Raw genomic sequence first — 21483 nt, 5'->3', positions numbered from 1 at the left:
TTCAGTCGCCTCCGAAGCAGACAAGGCGGTCGGCAACCTGCGCCGCTTCATGCAGCTGGCCAAGCCCCGACAGTTCCCAAGGTTTGGGCAGGTTCACCGCCGGGCGCTGGTAACGGTTGGCTTCGGCCTCGTCGAGCACGCCACGGCGCAGGGCGGCGGCGATGCACACCACCGCGTCCAGCTGGTGGGTCTGGATAAAGGTACGCCATTGGCCTGCCACGTCCAGTTCGTCCTGGGGCGCGACCACGTTGGCCGAGGCACTGTGCACCCCGTCCTGATAAAAGAACAGCCGGGCAATCTCATGCCCGCCAGCCAGCACCGCCTCGGCGTAGCGCAAGGCGCGCCGCGAGGAGGGCGCATGGGCCGGGGAGAACACCGCGATAGCGAATTTCATGGCTAACTCATGCAAAGGAATGCCGCCATGATAAAGCAAAAAAGCCCGCGCCCGCTTGTGCAAGCGGCGCGGGCTTTCTGTGTATCCGTGTGTCCTACGCGACCCCTGTAGGAGCGGCCTTGTGTCGCGATGGGCTGCAAAGCAGCCCCATGGCCCTGTCAGAAGGCCACAAGACTCAACCCTGCTCCTTGCTCTCCGGCAAGAACCAGTTCAGCACCAGCGCACAGATCCCCCCGGTAGCCACACCCGACTCCAGCACATTGCGAATCGCCGCCGGCATATGCGCCAGGAACTCCGGCACCTGCGCCACGCCCAGGCCCAGCGCCAACGACACGGCAATGATCAGCAGTGCACGACGGTCCAGCCGGGTGCTGGCCAGAATGTTGATACCCGAAGCCGCAACCGCCCCGAACATCACCATGGCCGCACCACCCAGCACCGGCTCCGGCACCGCCTGGATCACCCCGGCAACGCTTGGGAACAGCCCCAGCAGCACCAGCATCACGGCAATCCACATGCCGATGTGGCGGCTGGCAATACCGGTCAGCTGAATCACCCCGTTGTTCTGGGCAAAGATCGAGCTGGGGAAGGTGTTGAACACACCGGCCAGCAGCGAGTTGGCACCGTTGACCAGCACGCCACCTTTGATCCGCTGCATCCACACCGGCCCTTCGACCGGCTGGCGCGACACCTTGCTTGTGGCGGTAACGTCACCGATGGCTTCCAGCGAAGTCACCAGGTAAATCACCAGCATCGGAATGAACAGCGCCCACGAGAAGCCCAGGCCAAAGTGCAGCGGGGTCGGCACCTGGAACAGCGCGGCTTCATGCATGCCGGTGAAGTCCAGGCGGCCCATGTAGCCGGCCAGCGCGTAACCGACCGCCAGGGCGATGACGATGGCGCAACTGCGCATCCACACTACGGGTACGCGGTTGAGGATCACGATGATCGCCAGCACCACGCCCGACAGCAGCAGGTTATCGCCATTGGCAAAGGTGCCATTGGCCATGGCGCCAAAGCCACCGCCCATGCTGATCAGGCCGACCTTGATCAAGGTCAGGCCGATCATCAGCACCACGATACCGGTCACCAGCGGGGTGATCAGGCGTTTGACGAACGGCAGGATGCGCGACACGCCCATCTCCACGAACGAGCCTGCAATCACCACGCCGAAGATGGCTGCCATTACACCCTCTACCGGCGTGCCTTGCTTGACCATCAGCGCGCCGCCCGCAATCAGCGGGCCAACGAAGTTGAAGCTGGTGCCCTGCACGATCAGCAGCCCGGCGCCGAACGGGCCAAAGCGCTTGCACTGGACGAAGGTGGCGATACCCGAGATCACCAGCGACATGGAAACGATCAGGTTGGTATCACGCGCAGAAACGCCCAGCGCCTGGCAGATCAGCAGGCCAGGAGTGACGATCGGCACGATGATCGCCAGCAGGTGCTGCAGGGCAGCCAGCAGGCCGATCAGCAGCCGTGGCTTGTCCTCCAGGCCAAGCACCAGTTCATTGGCAGGCGCCGCTGCGCCTGGGCTGTGTTCGTGTGAGCTCATTGCTGAAAGCCGCCCCGAAAGAAAAAAGGAGCGCATTCTACGGGGTGATAAGCGATTGCGGTAGAGAAAAGCACGATGTCTGCATGATCGGCGAGCATTTGCCTGATTATCTGACTTTTTAGTCAGCAATTGCGGTTGGCAGGGTTTTGAGGGGCAGGTGTCCTCCCTGAGTTATAGGGAGGGGCAGAAATCGAGCGCCGCCCGCGCGGCGCTCGATTTATCAGGCGCTGAACCTCTATCGACGTACACCCCGGACCCCAGTCCCCTTTCGAAAACCCACAAAAAAGCCCGCCGAAGCAGGCTTTCTCACACAGCAATCAATCAGTCATCACGACCCATGATGCCAAACAGCTGCAGCAGGCTGACAAACAGGTTGTAGATCGACACATACAGGCTGATGGTCGCCATGATGTAGTTACGCTCGCCGCCATGAATGATCGCGCTGGTCTGGAACAGGATGCAGACCGACGAGAACAGCACGAAGCCAGCGCTGATCGCCAGTTGCAGGCCGCTGATCTGGAAGAAGAAGCTGGCAACGACAGCACCCAGCAACACGAAGAAGCCTGCGGTGATGAAACCGCTGAGGAAGCTCATGTCCTTGCGGGTGATCAGCACATAGGCCGACAGACCACCAAACACCAGCGCAGTCATGGCAAACGCAGAGCTCACCACTTCAGCGCCACCGGCCATGCCCAGGTAACGGTTCAGGATAGGGCCGAGGATGAAGCCCATGAAACCGGTGAGGGCGAAGGTAGACACCAGGCCCCAGGCCGAATCACGCAGCTTGTTGGTCAGGAAGAACAGCCCGTAGAAGCCGATCAGCACCACGAACACGTTCGGGTAGCCGACGCGCATCTGCTGGGCAACGAATGCCATGACACCGCTGAAGGCGAGGGTAAGCGCCAGCAGGCTGTACGTGTTGCGCAGGACCTTGCTGATCTCCTGCTGCTCGACCTGCTGGCCGTGGTGGACGGCGTAATCCTGTTCGCGCATGGCGACACTCCTTGGTAAAACCTGTGGTTTCAGACGTTCAGATGCTAGGAGTCTAACAGAGCTCCTGCAACCCGCGACACAGAGAGTTTGACAGCGTGTTTCATTACGGTATTATGGCGGCCGCAAAACGAGCTGGAAGCGTGGCCGAGTGGTTTAAGGCAACGGTCTTGAAAACCGTCGATGGGCAACTATCCTAGAGTTCGAATCTCTACGCTTCCGCCATATTCAAAGCCCTGATTATTCAGGGCTTTTTGCGTTTTGGGGGCCTGTAAAACGGGCTTCTGAAGCGGGTTCATTCAAAGGAGTGAGTGAATGCCCAGTGTGCCTTTTGCACGTCTGGTTGCAGCGCGTGGCGTTGCCGTGAGCGTTACAGCCATTGCCGAAGACAGGGTGCCTGAACCCAACGAAGCGAATTGCTCGGGTGAAACCTATGAGCAAATCCTGGCGAGCCTCTCCAAGGAGTGGGACCGCAATGAGTTCATCGCCAACTGCAAGAGCTTCCATGCTGCCAAAAAGATGACCAAGTGGAAGTTCGAAAAGAGCCCACCTGACAGCTTCTGAGCCCAGCCCAAGCCCCGGCAGTGATGCTGGGTTTTTTTTGCATTAGATCGGGGCATTCGCGCTGCCTCGATGGCATACGAGGCCAGTGTCGATGACACCTCGATTGGCATAGGGGGCTGTGCGTTCCTCGGAGCACACGGAAGATGGTTTCAACCGCATTTACTTCGAAAAATCCCTCACATAACTGAGCGCGGTTCGCCTCAGGCCGGCCTTGCAGGCAATTTTGCGTGATGTGGGTTGGTGAGACGCACTGAACGGTATCTGCCGATAGTTGGAGGAGAGCTAGCGCCGCTCCCCCCGTGTAGGCTCAGTCTTGAACAAAGACGCTGATCAGCGCTTTGCCGCAGATACCAATCACTCCTTCACGTCAGTGCTGTGATTGCGGTTGCAGGCTGTAAGTTGGAGCTGAAGTGGCAAGGCTGGCAGGCCTTGACGACAAGGCTGCGATCGCCGCTATCAAGGCGAGGCCGCCAATGAAGCATGCGACCGGAATCCAATCGCTGCCGTTGGACATCAGCGCGTAGCACAGACTTGGCGAGAAGCCGGCAACGATGAAGCTCAGCTGAGTCGCCAGACCGACACCGGTGTAGCGCACGCGGATGCTGAACATCTCGGCGTAGAACGATGGCCACAGCGCATTGGGGGCGCTGTAAAGCACAGATTTGAGTACAACAGTGCTGAAGATGATCAGGCCGATGCTCCCGGTGGTGATTGACCACAGGAAGAAGAACACCCCCGCACTACAAGCGAATGCGCCAACCGTGAAAATTGTCTTGCGCCCGATTCGGTCTCCCAGCAAGCCGAACAAAGGCTGACAGACCAAGGCTACTGCCTGACTCGCTGCAATCGCAGTGAGCATGGATGGCCGATCGATCCCTTGGTTGTTGGTGGCCCAGGACAGCCCGAAAATCATCACAAGGGAGGAAACTGAACAGATCAATGCGCAGCAAAATACCGTAAAGAAAGCGCGACGTTCGTTGCGCATGAGTTCGACGACAGGCGGAAGGTCATTTGCTGGTTGGCTTGCTTTGAACTCGGGGCTTTCTTCCACGCCCCGACGGATGATCCAAGTGATCACGACCATTACTGCACTGAGCAAGAACGGAATGCGCCACCCCCAGCTTAGAAGCTGCTCTTCACTCAACATCGATAGAGGGATGAACACTGAGGTGGCGAGGATAGACCCCATCGAGGCGCCATTGATCAACCAGCTGGTGTAGAACCCCTTACTCTTACCCGGAGCATGCTCCATCGTCAGCAAGCTTGCCCCCACCTGCTCGCCACCTGCAGAGAACCCTTGGAGCAATCGACAAAACACCAACAGAGCGGGTGCCCACGCGCCGACAGTTGCATAGGTGGGCAGAAGGCCAATGGTAAACGTCGCTAAACCCATCAATAGCAGCGTCATCATCAGCACTTGTTTGCGGCCCCATTTATCACCCAGGTGCCCGCAAACCAATGCGCCGATTGGGCGCGCTATGTAGCCAACGCCGAAGGTGGCAAGCGCAGCAAGCGTTCCCGCCATAGGGTCGTTCGAGGGGAAGAACAGGGTGCTGAAAACCAGGGCCGCGGCTGAGCCGTAAATGAAGAAGTCGTAATACTCGACAACGCTACCCAGGAAGCTGCCGAAGGCAGCCCTGCGGGCCATGCGCCGTTGGTTCGTGGCATCTGAATGCATGATGGGACCTTTATTGTAATTGTCTTTTTCAGGAGAACTCAGCGACTGCCAAATGGCGCGAGCTGGCTGCCGCCGCAGACATGGATGACTTCGGCAGTTACGAATGCGGCGTCCTCAGATGCCAGATATGAAGTTGTTCCAGCGATGTCTTCTGGCTTGGCCAGGCGCTTGAGCGGTGTATTGCTGATTGATCCCTGCGCCATACGCTCGAAGCTCTCTGCATCACGCCCATCCAGTGTGAATGCGGAGGGTAAAAGGCCTGGCGCGATGGCATTCACCGTGACGTTGTGTGCGGCTAATTCTCTGGCCATCGATCGTGTCAGGCCTACCAAACCAGCCTTGCATGCCACATAAGCTGGAGGGCCGCCCGCGACCCAGCACCGCGAAACCATGTTGATCACTCGACCACTGGCCTGGCGCTGCCAGTAAGGTGCGACGTGCTGGCAGATCAGGGCTGGAGCGCGCAGGTTCACGGCCATCATGTGATCCCATTTCGCCACGTCGAAATCGTAGATAGAGCCTCGGTGATTGACCGCAGCGTTGTTGACCACGACGTCGATGCGACCGAACCGCTGCCCCACCTGCTCGACCATTTCACTGATCGATGAGGGGAGGCCGAGATCAGCCTGGACTGCCACCGCACTTTGGCCGGGCGCCAGTTGAAGCTGCTGGAGAAAGGCCTGAGTTGTGTCCAGGTCGATATCAACTGCGGCAATGTGCAACCCGTCTCTGGCCAAGCGAACGCAGATTGCGCGCCCCAGTTCTCCAGCGGCGCCGGTGACGAGTGCAACGCGGCGGGTTTCATGTGTTGTATTCATTGGCACGGTACCTCAAGGCTTGTATCGGAAGCGACGGTGGTCATTTTCATGTAGCGACGCACGAGATCCCGGTTCCGGGACAGCTTCGTTACGTCCGGATGGCTCGAGTCAAAATCCTCAATCGAGATCCAATCGTCGAAACCGTTTTTTTGGAGCGTTTTCAGCATGGATTGAAGTGGCAGCACCCCCTCATCTGGCGGACACCATTCCCAGCTCCAGCCCTCGCCCGGGGCCTGCGGGACATACGCGACATTTTTAACCTGTACGTGAGCGAGGTGATCGCCCATCAGGTCGAGGGATAACTGCACGTCCTCTCGGCCCTCGATTGCGAGGTTGCCAAGGTCGTAAATGATGCCTAGCTGGTGCGTGGGATAGTGCTCAGCGACGCGCATCGCAAGCGAAGGGCTTGAGCAGATGGTTCGCTGGTGGACTTCAAGGGCGAGCTGGATGCCCGATTGTTCGGCCAGCGGGACGATGTCATCCAGGAAGCGGCGCATTCTGGAGTAGCCCACGGCGTAACGCTGATGCTGGTAGCCAGGCGCCCAGAGTCGAAGCCGTGCTTGACCCGCTTGAGCTGCAAGGTCGATCAGGAGGCGAGCATTTTCAATGTCGCCGACCTCCAGGTAAGGACTAAGCCCGAAGATCTCGAGACCATGCGACTGGCAGTGCCGGTAGATACGATCGACTGCCTGGGGAGTCGGCGCCACGGTGCAACGATTATTGCTTCGCGCGTCCCATGGGCGTCTGCTATCCAGGCCATCGATACTCGCCACACGCCATTCCACGCCTTGGTAGCCTTCTCGCGCCAAGTGCTCCACGAGATGCTCTGGGGAAAGGGAGGGTAGCGAAGCGCTAGAGACGCCTAGGCGCGGCGTTTTTTGTTGTGTCATTGATCGGCACCTTAATCACACCCCGAGTTGGTGGGGTGGCTCGATGCTAAATCAAACTGCTGGTTCATTAAATTGATATAAAAGCCACCGTTGATTAACCTGTAGGTTGATCAAAGGAGTCGTTGCATGAAGCCATCCCCCATCAGCCTTCGTCACTTCAAGGTGTTCCTCGCTGTCGTCAGCTCTGGCAGCCTTGTGACGGCTTCCAAACTTCTTCACATCACGTTGTCGGCAGTATCCAAGAGCGTCAAGGAGCTTGAGCAGGAACTGGATGCCCAGTTGCTGGTGCGTGGGCGAAAAGGCATACAACTGACGCAAGCGGGGGAAGCGTTCAGCAAGCACGCTTCTCAGGCCATGGCCAGCTTCAGGCTGGCCATGGAGGACGTAAAAGACGCGCCCCAAGCGCCTCAGGTTCTGAAAGTTGGTGCATTACCGACTGCTGCTGGTTACATGCTTGCACCTGTCGTAGAGCAGATGCGTCAGCGATACCCGCACATTCAGGTGCAAGTCGCTTCCGGTATTTACGATTACCTGGTGGGCAAGCTGCGCACGCGTGAGCTTGATTTGATCGTTGGGCGCCTGATCGGACGGGACATGGTGGGTGTAGTGTTCGAGGCACTCTACGAAGAAGATCTGGTGCTAGTGGTGCGCAGCGGCCATCCGCTTGCCCAGCATCGGCATCTTGAGCTGGATGATCTGCGCCCCTACACGCTCGTCGTATCGCCGCATGGAACCTTGGTGCGGATCAGCGTAGACAACTTTCTACTCTCCAAGGGCGGGCTAGAGGGGTTTCAAATACAGGAATCCCTGAGTGAGACGTTCTCGCGGGTATACGTGCAGGATTACGATGGGGTCTGGTTTGTTCAGCGGGGGGTGGTTGACCTTGATATGCGCATGGGGCTGGTTAAACGACTGCCCTTCAGCAGCACGCTGCTTCGAGCTCCGATCGGATTAACATCTCCGACAGACCGGCCCCTATCAGAGGCGGCCACCGTTTTTGCCGAACTGCTGAGGCAATGGTGCGCACAAACACAATCTCAGAGTTGATTCTGAGCCCCGCCAAAGCCCCGGCAGAGATGCTGGGGCTTTTTTGCATTGGGTTGGGGCATTAGGCGCTTTTCGAGCCAATGCTGGAGGCCAGGCAAATCAGCGCATCATGCCCAGCTCGGCATCATCCATCAGTGCCTTGGCCAGCGCACTCAGATAATGAGCAGCCCAGATCATCATCGGTTTCTCTTCCATCAACCCGATAATCGTCAGCTCCCGCACGTACCCCATCAGCTCCGAGGATTGCTCCCGAGCGCTTTTGCAGGGAATCCCGGCTTCGATGCGAAACAGTGGGTGTGTCTGGTTTTCACCCTGGTAGAACGTGGTCTTGCCTACTGTGGTTTGTTCGGTCGATTCGTCAGTAGTCATGTGTCCATCTCCCGGATCGGCTCAGTGCTGCATTCGCAGCTCGTTCGGCACCTGTACCTGAATCAATGCGGACTCAAGTAACGAGCGCAGGGACTCAAGTTCATGGGTCGTCGCCATCATCAGTACCGCTGCAGGTGACTTGGGCTGCATCAGCATCGCTTGTTGCGAAATGGCTAGCGCGCAGACGGCATATTCCGCAGCTTGGATGAGGGTGTCTTCGAGGGAGTGGAGGGTGTGGGGTGGGTCGGGGACCATCTTTAACATTCCTATATCTCCAGATAGGCTGCGCCGATCCCGCTGTCAAACAGGTTAGGTGGCAGCTGTGCGTGGGTTGACAGACCGGCGGATATAGGAAGTTCCGGCGCACGCAAGCGTGCCCCACGCGCAGCCGCCATTGAGGGCGCCGCAGAACCTATATACCGTTACGGCCTGTCAAAGCCGTGTCGCTGATGAGCGGCGACCGGCCCAGACTAGAGCCCCAACAGGGCACCCGCAACGGAAAATAGGCGGCAACAGTATCTTTGGGAAATGCCCTACAAGAAAGCGAAAAATTCTGATTTTTCGACACAGATAGACATCATCTTGGGTGGGGATAGCTAGGAATCGTGCATTGTCCTATGGGAGCGCGGCCAAGGCTGTGATAATGGCGGCAATGACAAGGGCCATACCATGCTGACCATCTCCAATAACGTGCATCTGCCGGATGCCGAAATCGAACTGACCTACATCCGCGCGCAAGGCGCGGGTGGGCAGAATGTCAACAAGGTGTCCAGCGCCGTGCACCTGCGCTTCGACATCCCGGCCTCATCGTTGCCCGAGTTCTACAAGGAGCGGCTGCTGGCGCTGCGTGACAGTCGCATCACCGGCGACGGTGTGTTGATCATCAAGGCCCAACAATATCGCACCCAGGAGCAGAACCGTGCTGACGCACTGGCGCGTCTTGGCGAGTTGATCATCGCTGCCGGCAAGACCGAAAAGAAACGCCGCCCCACCAAACCGACCCTCGGCTCGAAGACCCGCCGGCTTGAAGGGAAAGCCAGGCGGAGCACTGTCAAGGCGGGTCGGGGCAAGGTGGATTTCTAGGGCGGTGTCGGACCGTCGCTGGCAAGTCTGGGCTCTGCGATGCCAGCGTGGCTAGTCCGGCTGCAAAGCGGCCCCCGGGTTTTGGCGTAACATCAACTATTGCTGGGGCTGCTTTGCAGCCCCTTCGCGGCACAAGGCCGCTCCTACAAAGGTCCGCGTAAGCCAACACGCAAGATCACTTGATCAGCGGCACACCGCTCAGCTTCTGCAACTCGTCAAAGTCGATATCCGCACAAATCTCGACCACTTTCAGCCCTTCAGGCGTTACTTCCAGTACGGCCAGGTCGGTGTAGATGCGGCTGACGCACGCAATGCCGGTCAGCGGGTAGGTGCACTCGGGCACCAGCTTGCTTTCGCCGGTCTTGGTCAGGTGGTCCATCATCACGAACACCTGGCGGGCGCCGGTGGCCAGGTCCATCGCGCCGCCTACGGCCGGGATCGAACCTTCGGCGCCGGTGTGCCAGTTGGCCAGGTCGCCCTTGACCGACACCTGGAAGGCGCCCAGTACGGCGATGTCCAGGTGGCCGCCACGCATCATCGAGAACGAGTCGGCATGGTGGAAGAAGGCACCACCGGTCAGCAGAGTCACGTGCTGCTTGCCGGCGTTGATTAGGTCATCGTCTTCCTCGCCCGGCGCAGGGCTTGGGCCCATGCCCAGCAGGCCGTTCTCGCTGTGCAGGAAGACTTCCTTGTCGCCCAGGTAGTTGGCCACCAGGGTGGGGGCGCCGATACCCAGGTTTACGTACGCGCCTTCCTGGATGTCTGCGGCCACGCGCTGGGCCATCTCGGTGCGGGAGAGCTTTTTGGTGATGGTCATGGCAGGCCTCAGACAGCGTTGGCAATCGAAGAAGCGGCAGCACCGGAAACGGCAACCACGCGCTGGACGAAGATACCCGGGGTGATGATGTGTTCCGGGTCCAGTTCACCGAGTTCGACAACCTGGTCGACCTGGGCGATGGCGGTCTTGGCAGCCATGGCCATGATCGGGCCGAAGTTACGGGCGGCCTTGCGGTAGGTCAGGTTGCCCCAACGGTCACCCTTGTGCGCCTTGATCAGCGCAAAGTCGGCATGCAGCGGCATTTCCAGCACGTACATGCGGCCGTCGATTTCACGGGTTTCCTTGCCTTCGGCCAGCAGGGTGCCGTAGCCGGTCGGCGAGAAAAACGCACCAATGCCCGAACCTGCTGCGCGGATGCGCTCGGCCAGGTTACCTTGTGGTACGACTTCCAGTTCGATCTTGCCGGCCCGGTACAGTTCGTCGAACACGTAGGAGTCGGACTGGCGCGGGAACGAGCAGACCACCTTGCGCACGCTGCCCGCCATGAGCAGGGCGGCCAGGCCGATCTCGCCGTTACCGGCGTTGTTGCTGATAATGGTCAGGTCGCGGGCACCGGTTGCGATCAGGCCATCGATCAGCTCGGACGGCATGCCGGCTGTGCCGAAGCCACCGACCATGATGGTCGAACCGTCGGTGATCCCTTCCACCGCGCTGGCGATGGACTCGTACGTTTTGTTGATCAAGGCGAGCTCCTGGTTGTTCCTGGAGTAGGGTTGTCGGGCTGGCCGGCGCGTTGAAGCGATCAGGCCTGTCAGCGCTTGAAATGGGTTGCTGACTTTCGCTATAGCGTGCCGCAAGATAGGGCAACAGTAGAGGGGGTTTAGCGGAATTTGTGCGATTATCGAACTGTTGTGCGATGTGCGAGCAGTTCTGGTGGCTATTTGTCACATTTCGGACAAGGGCCTGATTTCATCTGGTTTGCGCCTCGTTGGTGCATGCAGGGCCTGGCATAACCTTTCTTGCACAAGTGCTGTGCATTCAATGACTTGAATTCCCCATTTATCACCGCTCCCGCCGTTGGCGTGCGAATTGCTATCAGATTGCCATCCGATGTCGCGTATGGTGAAGATAATGTCGCTTTCCAGTGGTTCGATGGCGTTGTCATCGAGTGAGAAGGGCTGGTTGCCCTGGTTCGGTAAAACCGGAAAGCTCAGCATGGGCTGGGCATGTCGCCTGAACCGGGCGAGCTATCCGCAGATCGAACAAACCTTCGAAGCCATTGCCCAGACCCGCATGCGTTTGTTGCATGACTGGGCGAACGAGCACTGGGAGCATTTGGCTGAACTTGCAGAACAACTCGCGCAAGGGTTCGCTCAACCCGATAGCACGCTGCTGCGGGACAAACTGGCGCAGGCCGAAGACTTTTCCGAGTTGTTTGTCGTCGATGCTGCGGGCAGCATCATCACCTCGACCTGGCCACAACGTGGTACGCCACGTATCGAGCAGACTGCAGCGCTGGCCCAAGGGCTGAAGGCGCCCTTTCTGCATGGCCCTTACAGCGACCCGCTGACCCTGCGCATCGGCCCGTCGTCTTCACGCTTCCACGACGAAGTGACGCTGATGTTCTACCAGCCGGTGAAGGCTGGCGGTAAAGTCCTTGGCTGCCTGTGCGGTCGGGTACCCAACGATGTTCTGGGTGACCTGATCCAGCGCGAGGCCGGGCATATTTTCGCCGAGTCGGGCGACAACTACCTGTTCATGGCGCAGTCGCGCTTCGACCCGGCGATCCAGCCCGGCACGGCCCTGTCGCGCTCGCGCTTCGAGGACGGCACCTTCACCCACGGCGAAAACCTCAAAAGTGGAGTGCACACGCCTTGGTCCACCGTACAGGTCCAGCGCCATACCGAACTGGAACTGCGCTTCACCGACCCCTCCACGCGCGAACTGCACCCTGGGGTGAGGGAAACCATCAGGCGTGGTGCCAACCTGTTCGTGACCTACCCGGGTTACTCGGATTACCGCCACGTACCAGTGGTCGGCAAGGGCGTAACGTTCCAGTTGCCGGGCTCGCCTGACCGCTGGGGCATGATGTGCGAAGCCGACCTGGAGGAGGTCTACCGCCGCCGCTCGCTGAGTCATGGGTTGATGAAACCCTATGTGGCGACCATGGCCGGGTTGTTCGGCTGCAACTACCTGGTGCAGCACTATGCCGGCCTGGCGCAAGGGCTGAACGATGTTGTTCTGGGCCTGAGCATGCTCGGCGCCACGCTGTTGTTCGGCGTATTTGGGCCCAAGCGCCTGGCTGCCAGGCTTAACGGCATGAGCGGCGTGCTGCGTACCATCGCCGAGGGTGAAGGCAACCTGCGTCAGCGCCTGGACACCAGCACCCTGGGCAATGACGAGAGCGGCGACATGGCGCGCTGGATCAACAGTTTCATCGACCGCCTGGACGCGGTGGTGGGCCAGGTGGTCAAGGCCAGCCGCACGGTCGGCAGTACCAACCAGATGATGCTCGGGCGCAGCCAGGCGGCCAGCGTGAGCTCCTCCGATGTGGCTGATGCGGTGCATCAGATGATGATCATCATGGAGGAGCAGCTTGGCGAACTGCAGCAGGCGTCGGTCAGCGCCGAACAGATGAAGCAGGCCATGGACGAGGTGGTCAGCCGTGCCCGCGAGCAGTTTCTGGCGGTGCAGGCAGGCACCCAGTCCATTCGCGATGTGGTGGCGCGCTCGTCATCCAGCGTGCAGCGGCTTGACAGCCGCATGGTCGAGATCGACAACATCACCGGGCTGATCAGCGACATCACCAACCAGACCAACCTGCTGGCGCTCAATGCCGCCATCGAGGCGGCGCGCGCCGGCGAGCATGGTCGTGGTTTTGCGGTGGTGGCCGACGAGGTGCGCAGCCTGGCCGCGCGAACCGCGCGCGCGGCCGAAGACATTCGCCACATGGTCGAGAGCCTACAGGGCGAAACCCGCCAGGCCGTCAGTTTCATGGAGCAGGGCGTACAGGACGTGGACAACAGCCTGCGCCTTGCCGAAGACGCTTCGTCCGAGAACGTCCAACTGCACCAGGCCGTGGAAAGCATGTTCGCCATCATCCAGCAGCTCAACCGGCGAAGCGTGGAATATGGCAAGACCATCGAGCAGGTCAACCAGTCCTCCAGCGAGATGCAGCAGACCGCGGTGGTGCTGCAGAGCAGCGCGCAGAAGGTGCGGGTGGATGCTGGCAAGCTGCAGAAACTGGTGGGGCAGTTCGAGGTCAGTGGCGAGGGGAAGGGGGCCGCTGCAGCTTGAGCACAAGATCGGGTACGCGAAACGGTTCGTGCATGCGTACAAGGCATGCCGTGCCCTCGGGCAATGCATCATGCACTCCAGCTTCAGGCATCATGTACCCAGCCCCATCCAGAAAGCTGAACCCGTCAAATGCCAGACTCCATCAAACCCAACCGCGCCATCTATGACCTGGACATGCTCCGCACCGTGGTTATGGTGGCCGACTGCGGCAGTTTCACCACCGCTGCCGCGCGCCTGCACTCCACCCAGTCCACGGTCAGCCAGAAGGTGCGCCGGCTGGAGGAAATGGTCGGCCAGCAGCTGCTCGACCGCAGCAACCGCGAGGTGCACCCGACCGATGCGGGGGAAACCCTGCTGGGGTATGCGCGGCACCTACTGGCGGTGAGCAGCCAGTTGACCGAAGCCATGTCGGGCGGGGTGACGGTGACCGTGCGCATCGGCCTGCCGGACGATTTTGTCGCGGGCAAGACGATGCAGGCGCTGGCGGCGTTCAACCGCCGCAACCCGACGGTAAAACTGGAAATTACCGGAGGGCTTAGCCGGGACTTGATGAGCACCTATGACCGTGGCGAGCTGGACCTGGTGCTGATCAAGCAGCGGCGCCACAGCCGTGAGGCCAATGCGTGCCAGCCGGAGCGCATCGAATGGATCGACAGTGCGCAGTACCCGTGTTTTGCCCAGGACCCGATTCCGCTGGTGACCTTTCCGCCACGCGGGTTGTACCGGGATGACATGATCGGTGCCGTCGAGGCAATGGGGCGCAGTTGGCGGATCGCTTTTACCAGTTCGAGCCTGGCGGGGATTCAGGAGGCGGTGGCTAACGGGTTAGGGGTTAGCCTATTGCCGTCGCGGGTAGTGACGGGTGGGCATCGAGTGCTCGGGGCGGAGCAGGGGTTCAAGCCTATCAAGGTGTTCGAGGCGGCGATTTTTCATCGGCCTACCGCAGACCCTATGGTCGTGGCGCTGGCCGAAATCCTGATCGGGATCTTGCGGGCTGAGGCGCAGTAAGAATGCGCCTTCGCTCAGAGTGCAAAGTCTGAAACCGAGTCGCGTACTTTGTGGGAGCAACTGTCTTGCTCAAATCTGAAAGCTTTCGCGAGCACTGTGGAAGCGGGCATGCCCGCGAACACGGGCGAAGCCCGTGCCATCCACCGCGCCGCCTGCTTCGCGGGCTTGCCCGCTCCCACAAGGGGGCGCGCAGGGCTTAAAATCTGTGCTCTGCCAGGGGTTTTAACGGTGGATTTCCGTGGCGAACTGCGCAGCCTTCAACTGCAACTGCGCAGGCCCGCCCCAGAACGCGCCGTGGCGCACGATCACCCGTTCATGAATGGCCGCTGCCACCGCCGCAGCAGCATTCGGTGCCCTGAACAGAACGAAGCTGGCCTCGTTACCAACCTTCAACCCATAGTCCTGCTTGCCCATCACCCCGGCACTGGCTTCGGTCGCCATTTCCAGCGCAACCCGCAGCTCCTCATCGGTATTGAAGCCCGAGCGGTAGCTGACCAGCATGGCCCTTTGCAGCATGTCGCCATTGCCGTAGGGCCACCAGGCGTCCTGGATGTTGTCGTTGCCGGTAAATACCCGCACGCCGCCGTCACGCAGGCGCAGTACGGGTGGAAACGCATGTTCGCCGGGGGCGTTGGTCATGATGGAGATGCCTGCGCCGGCCAGCACTTCGGCCGTGCGGTCGACAACAGCATCGGATACGTCGCCCAGGCCATAGGCGTGGCTGACCGCCACCAGGCCTTGCATGCCCAGTGCCTGGGTGCGCGCAGCGATGCGTTGGAGCTGAGCGATGCAGATGTCGCCGGGTTCGTGCAGGTGGATATCAACCTTCACGCCATGGCGCTCGGCGATACCGAACACGATGTCCAGTTGGGCGTCGGCGTCGCCATCCAGTGTGGTGGGGTCGATGCCGCCGACCACCTGCACGCCTTCGCGGATGGCCGCTTCCATCACTTCAGCCGTACCGGGGCAGGTCACCACACCGGCCTGAGGGAAGGCCACCAGCTCGATGTCGAGCAGGTCTTTCCACTTGTCCCGGGCTTGGAGCATGGCGTGCAGGTTGGTCAGGCCGGTGGTGGCGTCTACGTCCACGTGGCAGCGCATCGCCAGGGTGCCGAACGAGGCAGCTTGGCACATCAGCGCATCGGCGCGCTCGACGATGGGTGGGGCACTGGCCAGTTCGCGTTTTTCCACGGCCAGGCGCTCGCGCAGGCTGGCGACCGGTTGGTGCGGTCGCCAGCGGTCGCCGACAAAGCTCTTGTCCAGGTGAATGTGGCCATCGACAAAGCCTGGCAGCACCAGCAGGCCTTCGAGGTCGATGGTTTCACGGGCTGGGGTGCTGGCGCGTTGCGGGCCGATGTGGGTGATGCGGCCGTTGGTTACGGCAATGTGCAGGGGCTTGCCATCGGCATCGATAGCGTTGATGAACTCACGGTCGTTCATGATCGGGCCTTTTTTACGGAGGCTTGGGTGACGTACCACGGTAGGGGGGGATGCGGGCCTGTCTCCAATTAATTATCAGGATCGGGTGCAGTGCATTTCTGGATGCAGGCAGGGGATGCTGACCTGTATTAAAAAGCCCACTGACGTGGATGCCGATAATTAACTTTCAAAGCCCGCAATGTCGGCCCACGATTGCCACCGAGACCCGCCTCGCCGCCAGCTACGGCGCCCTTCGGGCAGGTCGCCACACACAATAAAAACAAATGCCGTGTCGGGGTCCCCATGACGCAAGATTCCAAGCTGCTGCGTGCCGCGCTGATTTTCATCGCCTGTACTTCCTTCATCGTCTGTGGCGTACAACCCATCTTCATGGGTTTGGTCACAGAGCAGCTGAGCCTGTCGCTCGATCAGCAGGGCTGGGTGGTGTCGGTCGAGATGATCGGCATGACCCTGGGCACCTTGCTGTGCCCGGTGCTGATGAAGCGCCATGGCGGGCGCAGCCTGTGCCTGTTCGTTGGCGCGCTGTGCGTGGCATTGAGCATCGCGACCGCCTTTGCCACCACCAACACCGTGCTGCTGATCGTGCGCCTGGCGGCCGGCACCTGTGCGGGGCTGGTGTATGCCTATGCGGTGTCCACGCTGGGCCGCTTGCCCAACCAGGACCGTTCGTTCGGGTTGATGCTGTTGCTGCAAACTCCCGAGTACTCGTTGTTTTCCGCAGCGTTGCCGCTGCTGGCCGCGCAAAGTGGCACGGTGACCGCCTTGTGCGCGTTCGGCCTGTGGTACTTGCTCATCTGCGGCGCCAGCCTGGTGCTACCGCGTCGCCCGGCGGCGTTGCTGGCCAGCGGCGAAGCCTCACCTGCCCAGGGTGGTTCGGCGCGCACGGGGCGCACTGCGTTGCTGGGCATGCTGTTCATGCAGATCGCCATCTACTGCGTATGGGGCTTCATCGACCAGTTGGCGCGAGACCAGGGCATCAGCGGCGTCGGTATCGGCTGGGCATTCGGCCTGTCGGCCCTGGGTGGTTTGCCCGGGGCGGGGCTGCCTAGCCTGCTGGGGGCGCGGGTCAATCGCCAATTGATGATCGCCGTAGGGCTGGTGGCGGTGTTCATTTCCATCGCCATGCTTACGGGGCATACCCGCACGCCAATGCAGCTGTTCGTTGCGTTGTTGCTGATCAACTTTGGTTGGGTGCTGTCGTTGTCGTACTACATGGCGCTGATTACCACCAACGACCCGACTGGCAAGCTCACACCGCTGGTCAGCATCACGTTGATGGGGGCGGCAGCGGTGACGCCGGCGCTGATCGCCATGCTGGTGGAGGGCTCCAACCAGCAGCTGATTTTCCTGTTGGGTACCGGGGCGTTGGTGATTGCCTTTGCAGTCACTTGCCTTGGGGCAGGTCGCAGGGGGATGCCCAGCAAGGCTGCTTATTGAGCATACCCCTGGTGGCAGCCAATACCGGCCCAGGCTTCAGCCCCCGGCAATCGGCTCCGGCAAGCCCTTTACGCCGGGGTTGAGCGCGAACACGCCGCCGGCCAGGGGCTGGTCGCTCAGGTCGATGCCTTGTGGGCGAATCGACGTCACGAACAGCGTATCCAGCTGCGGGCCGCCGAATGCGCACATGGTCGGTTTCTTTACCGGTAGCGGCAGGGCGCGATCCAGCTTCCCTTCGGGGGTAAAGCGCAGTACCTGACCGGCATCGATCGCGCAAATCCAGTAGCAACCCTCGGCATCTACCGCAGCCCCGTCCGGTCGGCCGGGGTGCTGGTTCATGTCGACGAATATTCGGCGGTTGTGCGGTGTGCCGCTGTCGATGTCGTAGTCGAAGGCCCAGATCAGCTGAACGCTGGGGTGCGAGTCGGAGACATACAGTGTTTTGCCGTCCGGGCTGAACGCCATGCCGTTGGGCACGATCAGCTTGTCCAGTCGTGCTTGCATTGGCTTTACCGTTGCGTCCGCCGTCGCGTCATATCGGTAAAGCGCACCCACCGGCTCGGCGCCCATGTTTGTTTGCATCGTACCGGCCCAAAAGCGCCCCTGGCGGTCACAACGTCCGTCATTGAAACGCATGCCGGGCCTCGCGTGTTCGACGCTGGTGCGCTTGTCGGCAACCAGGCGACCGTCAGCCTGGGGGGTGAGGTGAAAGATCCCGCTCTCCATGGCCCCAAGCCAGTGGCCTTGCTGGCTACGGACGATGCAGCCGAGCATTTCGTCTGCGGCCCAGTGATGTGTCTGGCCGTCTGGTTGCCAGCGGTGCAGGCGGCCTGCCGGTATATCTACCCAGTACAAGGCATTTTCCTGCGGGTGCCAGACCGGGCTTTCGCCTGTGGCATTGCGTGCATCGGTAATCAGTTCGGCTGTCATGGAAGAATTACGCGCTCCATCAGGGTTTAGTCGTCAAAAGGGCCGGCAGCGGTGAAGGCGCCACCTTGCAGGTGGGCCGTCGGGTCATCTGTAGCGGGCTTTGGCTGCTGCTCCAGGGCCGGGCGGAAGCGCTCGGCACTGTCCTTCGGATTGAAGTCCAGGTGTGCGGCGTGGCGGTTGCTCCACCAGAGGTCGCGGTTGGCTGAGACACCGTACACCACGGTATGGCCGACGTTTTCGGCGAGCAATGCGCGATCTACCAGATGCGCCAGGTCGCCGTAGCTCAGCCAGGTGGACAGCATGCGCACATTGCGTGGTTCGGGGAATGAAGAGCCGATGCGCAGGCTGACGGTTTCGATGCCGTAGCGGTGGAAGTAGAACGTGGCCAGGTCTTCGCCGTAGGCCTTCGACAGCCCGTAGTAGCAGTCTGGTCGGCGCGGCGAATGCGCATCTACCTGTTCGCCTTGAGGGTAAAAGCCGGTGACATGGTTCGAGCTGGCGAACACCACGCGCTTGATGCCGTGCTTTCGGGCGGCCTCATAGATGTGGAAGGTGCCGACGATGTTGGCTTGCAGAATCTCTTCGAAGGCACGCTCGGTGGAGATGCCGCCCAGGTGCACGATGGCGTCCACATCCTCGGCCAGGGCCAATACCCCGGCCTTGTCGGCCAGGTCGCAGTTGATGACTTGCTCATGCTCGCCCGCAGCCGCTGCCATGGGGCTGATGTCTGATACGCGCACGATGTTGGCGTGTGCTTGCAGTGCTTGGCGAAGCACTTGCCCGAGCCCGCCGGCGGCGCCGGTGAGCAGCAGGCGGTTGAAGGGTTTGCGGTTGGTCGTGGTCATTGTCGGATGCCTTTTGCTGAAACTGCATGAGGGTGCCGTGGTGCAACGACACCGGCATGGTCGGGCGGTTGCCCTTACAGGAAGTTGTACTGGATACCCAGGCGCCAACGGGCCTGGCGATCGTCCGTGTAGCTGTTGACCTTGATGTCACCCACTTCCATGAATGGCGCCCACTGTTTGTTGAGCTTGTACTTGATGATCAGGTTCTGCTCGTAGTCGCGCTTCTTGTTGTCGTAGCGGATGTAGTCGGTGGTGAAGTGGATGTACTGGTATTCGAATGCCCACGGGCCGCTGGGGGTGTAGCCGAGCCAGCCTTCAAGGCGGGTGGTGTTCTGGTTGTCCTTGGCGCGGTCCGCTTTGCTGTGGTCGACCTGATCCCGGTCGAGGCTGCGTGCGTCGTGGCGTACGCGGGTGGCGACGTACCAGGTGTCGCTGAGCTTGTAGTTGTACTTCAAGCCGAACTTGTAGGTGGTTGCGTCCTTGGAGCTGTCCATCTGGAAGGCGGGGGTCCAGGTCGACCGGGGGCTCATCTTGTAGTTGTAGTCCACGGTGAACTCATGACCGTTGTTGACCATGTTGTCGTAGGCGACGTCTTCGCGGTCGCCGGCAGTTTTGTATTTGATTTCTGCGGCAAACCCCAGGCCGCTGTCCTTGCGGTAGCTCAGCTTTATCCGGTCGGAGTGAATGCTGTCGTCTTCGGTGTACCCATGCCGGTAGTTGATGCTGGCGGAGTCCGCGCAGGCGTAGAACGACAAGCCGAGGGTACTGGCGGCGATAAGGCGGCGAAGTGTGTTGTTCATGCGATCTCTTTTTTTGTTTTTGTTGAGGACGTGATGAGGCGTGTGATCGGGATGAGGTGGGTGGGGCGCTCCGTGATTTTTCAAATAAGTTATCGTACGACCAGGGGGCTGTCTACGAAATATTGAAATGTTGTCTGATCACCTTGATCGAAGGCTCTAAATCAGTAGTTATGGCTTTTGTTGTGCTTTGTGATGGGGGTCACATGGTGGGGTTTAGCAGGCTATTCACGACTATTTCGTCGGTTTGAAGTGGTGCTTTTCAAATGTTGTATGATGACGTAGGATTGCCCCCAGAGCGTGACTCACCCGCCACAAATCCAATAAGAAGGCTCAGACGTCCATGATCATTACTGCTGTAAACGTCCAGGTGTTTTCCTACCCCACGCGCCGCGCTGTAGACAGCGCCGGCCATGCCCATCCGGGCGACGTGACCCAGGCCAAGATGGCCTTGCTGCGAATCAAGACTGAGTGCGGCAACGAAGGCTTCGCCTTCGGCGCTCCCGAGCTGATCCGCCCGTACGTGCTGGATGGCTTCGTGCGCAAGGTGCTGGTCGGCGCCAATGCCTTCGACCGCGAAAAAATCTGGCACGACCTGGCGCACTGGCAACGCGGCAGCGCAAGCCAGCTCACCGACCGCGCCCTGGCACTGGTCGAACAGGCCCTGTGGGACTGGGCCGGGCGCAAGCTCAAGGTGCCGGTGCACAAGCTCATCGGTGGCTACCGCGACAAGGTCCCGGCTTACGGTTCGACCATGTGCGGTGACGAGCTGCCGGGCGGCCTGTCGACCCCTGAAGAATACGGCCGCTTCGCCGAGACCCTGGTCAAGCGCGGCTACAAGGCGATCAAGCTGCACACCTGGATGCCGCCGGTGTCGTTCGCCCCGAGCGTGAGCATGGACATCAAGGCCTGCGCCGCCGTACGTGAAGCGGTCGGCCCCGACATCGCGCTGATGATCGACGGCTATCACTGGTACAGCCGCACCGAAGCGCTGACCGTCGGCCGTGCGCTGGAGAAGCTGAATTTCGCCTGGTTCGAAGAGCCGATGATGGAAGACTCGGCCGAGTCCTACGCGTGGCTGGCCGCCCAGTTGGACATCCCCGTGCTGGGCCCGGAAAGCCTCGGTGGCAAACACCTGAGCCGCGCCAGTTGGGTCAAGAACGATGTCTGTGACATCCTGCGCGCCGGCGTTGCCGGGGTCGGCGGTATCGCCCCATGCCTGAAGGTCGCGCACATGGCCGAAGCGTTTGGCATGGATTGCGAGATCCACGGCAACGGCGCGGCCAACCTGGCGGTGGTCGGCGCGATCAAGAACTGCACCTGGTACGAGCGCGGCCTGCTGCACCCGTTCCTCAACTATGACGAAGTACCGGCCTACCTCAAGCGCCTGGTCGACCCGATGGATGAAGACGGCTTCGTGCACCTCTCCGACCTGCCTGGCCTGGGGGAGGAGATCGACTTCGACTACGTCGAGACCAACACGCTGCAGAGCTTCTGATTCGTGCATGGCGGCACGCCTTGGTGCGTGCCGCCCGAGAGTCCAATAACTATAAAAAGGCTATC

Annotated in this window: 21 protein-coding genes and 1 tRNA gene; 8 read left to right on the top strand and 14 right to left on the bottom strand. The window is 60.6% G+C overall.

Features of this window, described 5'->3' with window-relative positions; translation table 11 throughout:
• Position 1: 1 nt before the first annotated feature.
• The 3 genes from tusD to ACK1VC_RS09920 form a co-directional block, all read right to left on the bottom strand.
• Complete coding sequence (gene tusD / locus ACK1VC_RS09930; RefSeq protein WP_016488109.1) at positions 2 to 394, bottom strand: sulfurtransferase complex subunit TusD; 393 nt, start codon at positions 392 to 394, stop codon at positions 2 to 4.
• 175 nt (positions 395 to 569) lie between these two features.
• Positions 570 to 1949 carry a nucleobase:cation symporter-2 family protein gene (locus ACK1VC_RS09925; protein WP_023047266.1) on the bottom strand — a complete coding sequence of 460 codons (1380 nt, stop codon included), beginning with the start codon at positions 1947 to 1949 and terminating at the stop codon, positions 570 to 572.
• Positions 1950 to 2270: 321 nt separating this feature from the next.
• Complete coding sequence (locus tag ACK1VC_RS09920; RefSeq protein WP_003251184.1) at positions 2271 to 2942, bottom strand: Bax inhibitor-1/YccA family protein; 672 nt, start codon at positions 2940 to 2942, stop codon at positions 2271 to 2273.
• A 134-nt stretch (positions 2943 to 3076) separates the two neighbouring features.
• Between ACK1VC_RS09920 and ACK1VC_RS09915 the strand changes: the two genes are divergently transcribed.
• Together ACK1VC_RS09915 and trbK are read left to right on the top strand one after the other, a co-directional pair.
• Positions 3077 to 3164: transfer RNA gene (locus ACK1VC_RS09915), tRNA-Ser, on the top strand.
• Positions 3165 to 3254: 90 nt separating this feature from the next.
• Positions 3255 to 3503, top strand: a complete 249-nt coding sequence (gene trbK / locus ACK1VC_RS09910; RefSeq protein ID WP_016488012.1) for an entry exclusion lipoprotein TrbK — start codon at positions 3255 to 3257, stop codon at positions 3501 to 3503.
• Between the two features lie 367 nt (positions 3504 to 3870).
• Here the strand turns inward: trbK and ACK1VC_RS09905 are convergent, their stop codons facing one another.
• The 3 genes from ACK1VC_RS09905 to ACK1VC_RS09895 are packed head-to-tail and all read right to left on the bottom strand — an operon-like array spanning position 3871 to position 6889.
• Complete coding sequence (locus ACK1VC_RS09905) at positions 3871 to 5181, bottom strand: MFS transporter (RefSeq protein ID WP_096426452.1); 1311 nt, start codon at positions 5179 to 5181, stop codon at positions 3871 to 3873.
• A 38-nt stretch (positions 5182 to 5219) separates the two neighbouring features.
• Complete coding sequence (locus ACK1VC_RS09900) at positions 5220 to 5999, bottom strand: SDR family NAD(P)-dependent oxidoreductase (RefSeq protein WP_191086766.1); 780 nt, start codon at positions 5997 to 5999, stop codon at positions 5220 to 5222.
• A complete protein-coding gene (locus ACK1VC_RS09895; RefSeq protein WP_224372344.1) occupies positions 5996 to 6889 on the bottom strand; it encodes a sugar phosphate isomerase/epimerase family protein in 894 nt (297 codons plus the stop codon). The genes ACK1VC_RS09900 and ACK1VC_RS09895 overlap by 4 nt, the downstream gene beginning before the upstream one ends.
• A gap of 126 nt (positions 6890 to 7015) precedes the next feature.
• Between ACK1VC_RS09895 and ACK1VC_RS09890 the strand changes: the two genes are divergently transcribed.
• Positions 7016 to 7936, top strand: coding sequence for a LysR substrate-binding domain-containing protein (locus ACK1VC_RS09890; protein WP_096426450.1), 921 nt, complete (start codon positions 7016 to 7018; stop codon positions 7934 to 7936).
• Between the two features lie 99 nt (positions 7937 to 8035).
• Here ACK1VC_RS09890 and ACK1VC_RS09885 read toward each other — a convergent pair whose 3' ends face one another.
• On the bottom strand, positions 8036 to 8305 hold the full coding sequence (locus ACK1VC_RS09885; protein ID WP_145913974.1) for a DUF3077 domain-containing protein: 270 nt from the start codon (positions 8303 to 8305) through the stop codon (positions 8036 to 8038).
• Positions 8306 to 8326: 21 nt separating this feature from the next.
• Positions 8327 to 8569 (bottom strand): hypothetical protein, encoded by a 243-nt coding sequence (locus tag ACK1VC_RS09880; RefSeq protein ID WP_060517118.1) that lies wholly within the window; start codon positions 8567 to 8569, stop codon positions 8327 to 8329.
• Positions 8570 to 8974: 405 nt separating this feature from the next.
• Between ACK1VC_RS09880 and arfB the strand changes: the two genes are divergently transcribed.
• Complete coding sequence (gene arfB / locus ACK1VC_RS09875; RefSeq protein WP_060517119.1) at positions 8975 to 9388, top strand: alternative ribosome rescue aminoacyl-tRNA hydrolase ArfB; 414 nt, start codon at positions 8975 to 8977, stop codon at positions 9386 to 9388.
• Positions 9389 to 9563: 175 nt separating this feature from the next.
• Here the strand turns inward: arfB and ACK1VC_RS09870 are convergent, their stop codons facing one another.
• On the bottom strand, positions 9564 to 10205 hold the full coding sequence (locus tag ACK1VC_RS09870; RefSeq protein ID WP_003251131.1) for a 3-oxoacid CoA-transferase subunit B: 642 nt from the start codon (positions 10203 to 10205) through the stop codon (positions 9564 to 9566).
• Positions 10206 to 10213: 8 nt separating this feature from the next.
• Entirely contained in the window at positions 10214 to 10909 is a 696-nt protein-coding gene (locus ACK1VC_RS09865; protein ID WP_016488002.1) for a 3-oxoacid CoA-transferase subunit A, read from the bottom strand.
• Positions 10910 to 11276: 367 nt separating this feature from the next.
• Here ACK1VC_RS09865 and ACK1VC_RS09860 point away from each other — a divergent pair, with 367 nt between their 5' ends.
• Positions 11277 to 13463 (top strand): methyl-accepting chemotaxis protein, encoded by a 2187-nt coding sequence (locus ACK1VC_RS09860; protein ID WP_411911046.1) that lies wholly within the window; start codon positions 11277 to 11279, stop codon positions 13461 to 13463.
• A 129-nt stretch (positions 13464 to 13592) separates the two neighbouring features.
• Positions 13593 to 14471 carry a LysR substrate-binding domain-containing protein gene (locus ACK1VC_RS09855; protein WP_191086765.1) on the top strand — a complete coding sequence of 293 codons (879 nt, stop codon included), beginning with the start codon at positions 13593 to 13595 and terminating at the stop codon, positions 14469 to 14471.
• Positions 14472 to 14693: 222 nt separating this feature from the next.
• Here the strand turns inward: ACK1VC_RS09855 and ACK1VC_RS09850 are convergent, their stop codons facing one another.
• Positions 14694 to 15911, bottom strand: coding sequence for an amidohydrolase family protein (locus ACK1VC_RS09850; protein ID WP_191086764.1), 1218 nt, complete (start codon positions 15909 to 15911; stop codon positions 14694 to 14696).
• 282 nt (positions 15912 to 16193) lie between these two features.
• On the opposite strand from ACK1VC_RS09850, the gene ACK1VC_RS09845 reads away from it, so the two are divergent.
• Positions 16194 to 17348, top strand: coding sequence for an MFS transporter (locus tag ACK1VC_RS09845; RefSeq protein WP_191086763.1), 1155 nt, complete (start codon positions 16194 to 16196; stop codon positions 17346 to 17348).
• A 36-nt stretch (positions 17349 to 17384) separates the two neighbouring features.
• Here ACK1VC_RS09845 and ACK1VC_RS09840 read toward each other — a convergent pair whose 3' ends face one another.
• The 3 genes from ACK1VC_RS09840 to ACK1VC_RS09830 all read right to left on the bottom strand — a co-directional run bounded on the left by ACK1VC_RS09840 (position 17385) and on the right by ACK1VC_RS09830 (position 19923).
• Positions 17385 to 18278, bottom strand: a complete 894-nt coding sequence (locus ACK1VC_RS09840) for an SMP-30/gluconolactonase/LRE family protein (protein ID WP_060517130.1) — start codon at positions 18276 to 18278, stop codon at positions 17385 to 17387.
• A 26-nt stretch (positions 18279 to 18304) separates the two neighbouring features.
• Complete coding sequence (locus tag ACK1VC_RS09835; RefSeq protein ID WP_016487995.1) at positions 18305 to 19123, bottom strand: NAD-dependent epimerase/dehydratase family protein; 819 nt, start codon at positions 19121 to 19123, stop codon at positions 18305 to 18307.
• Between the two features lie 74 nt (positions 19124 to 19197).
• Positions 19198 to 19923, bottom strand: a complete 726-nt coding sequence (locus ACK1VC_RS09830) for an oligogalacturonate-specific porin KdgM family protein (protein WP_016487994.1) — start codon at positions 19921 to 19923, stop codon at positions 19198 to 19200.
• Positions 19924 to 20263: 340 nt separating this feature from the next.
• Here ACK1VC_RS09830 and ACK1VC_RS09825 point away from each other — a divergent pair, with 340 nt between their 5' ends.
• The gene (locus ACK1VC_RS09825; RefSeq protein ID WP_016487993.1) at positions 20264 to 21418 is read left to right on the top strand and encodes a mandelate racemase family protein; all 1155 of its coding nucleotides are present in this window, start codon (positions 20264 to 20266) and stop codon (positions 21416 to 21418) included.
• Positions 21419 to 21483: the final 65 nt, after the last annotated feature.

The sequence above is a fragment of the Pseudomonas sp. XP2 genome, from assembly GCF_053557975.1.
The sequence above is the reverse complement of the archived record's forward strand: the minus strand, read 5'-3'. Positions and strand labels throughout refer to the sequence as shown.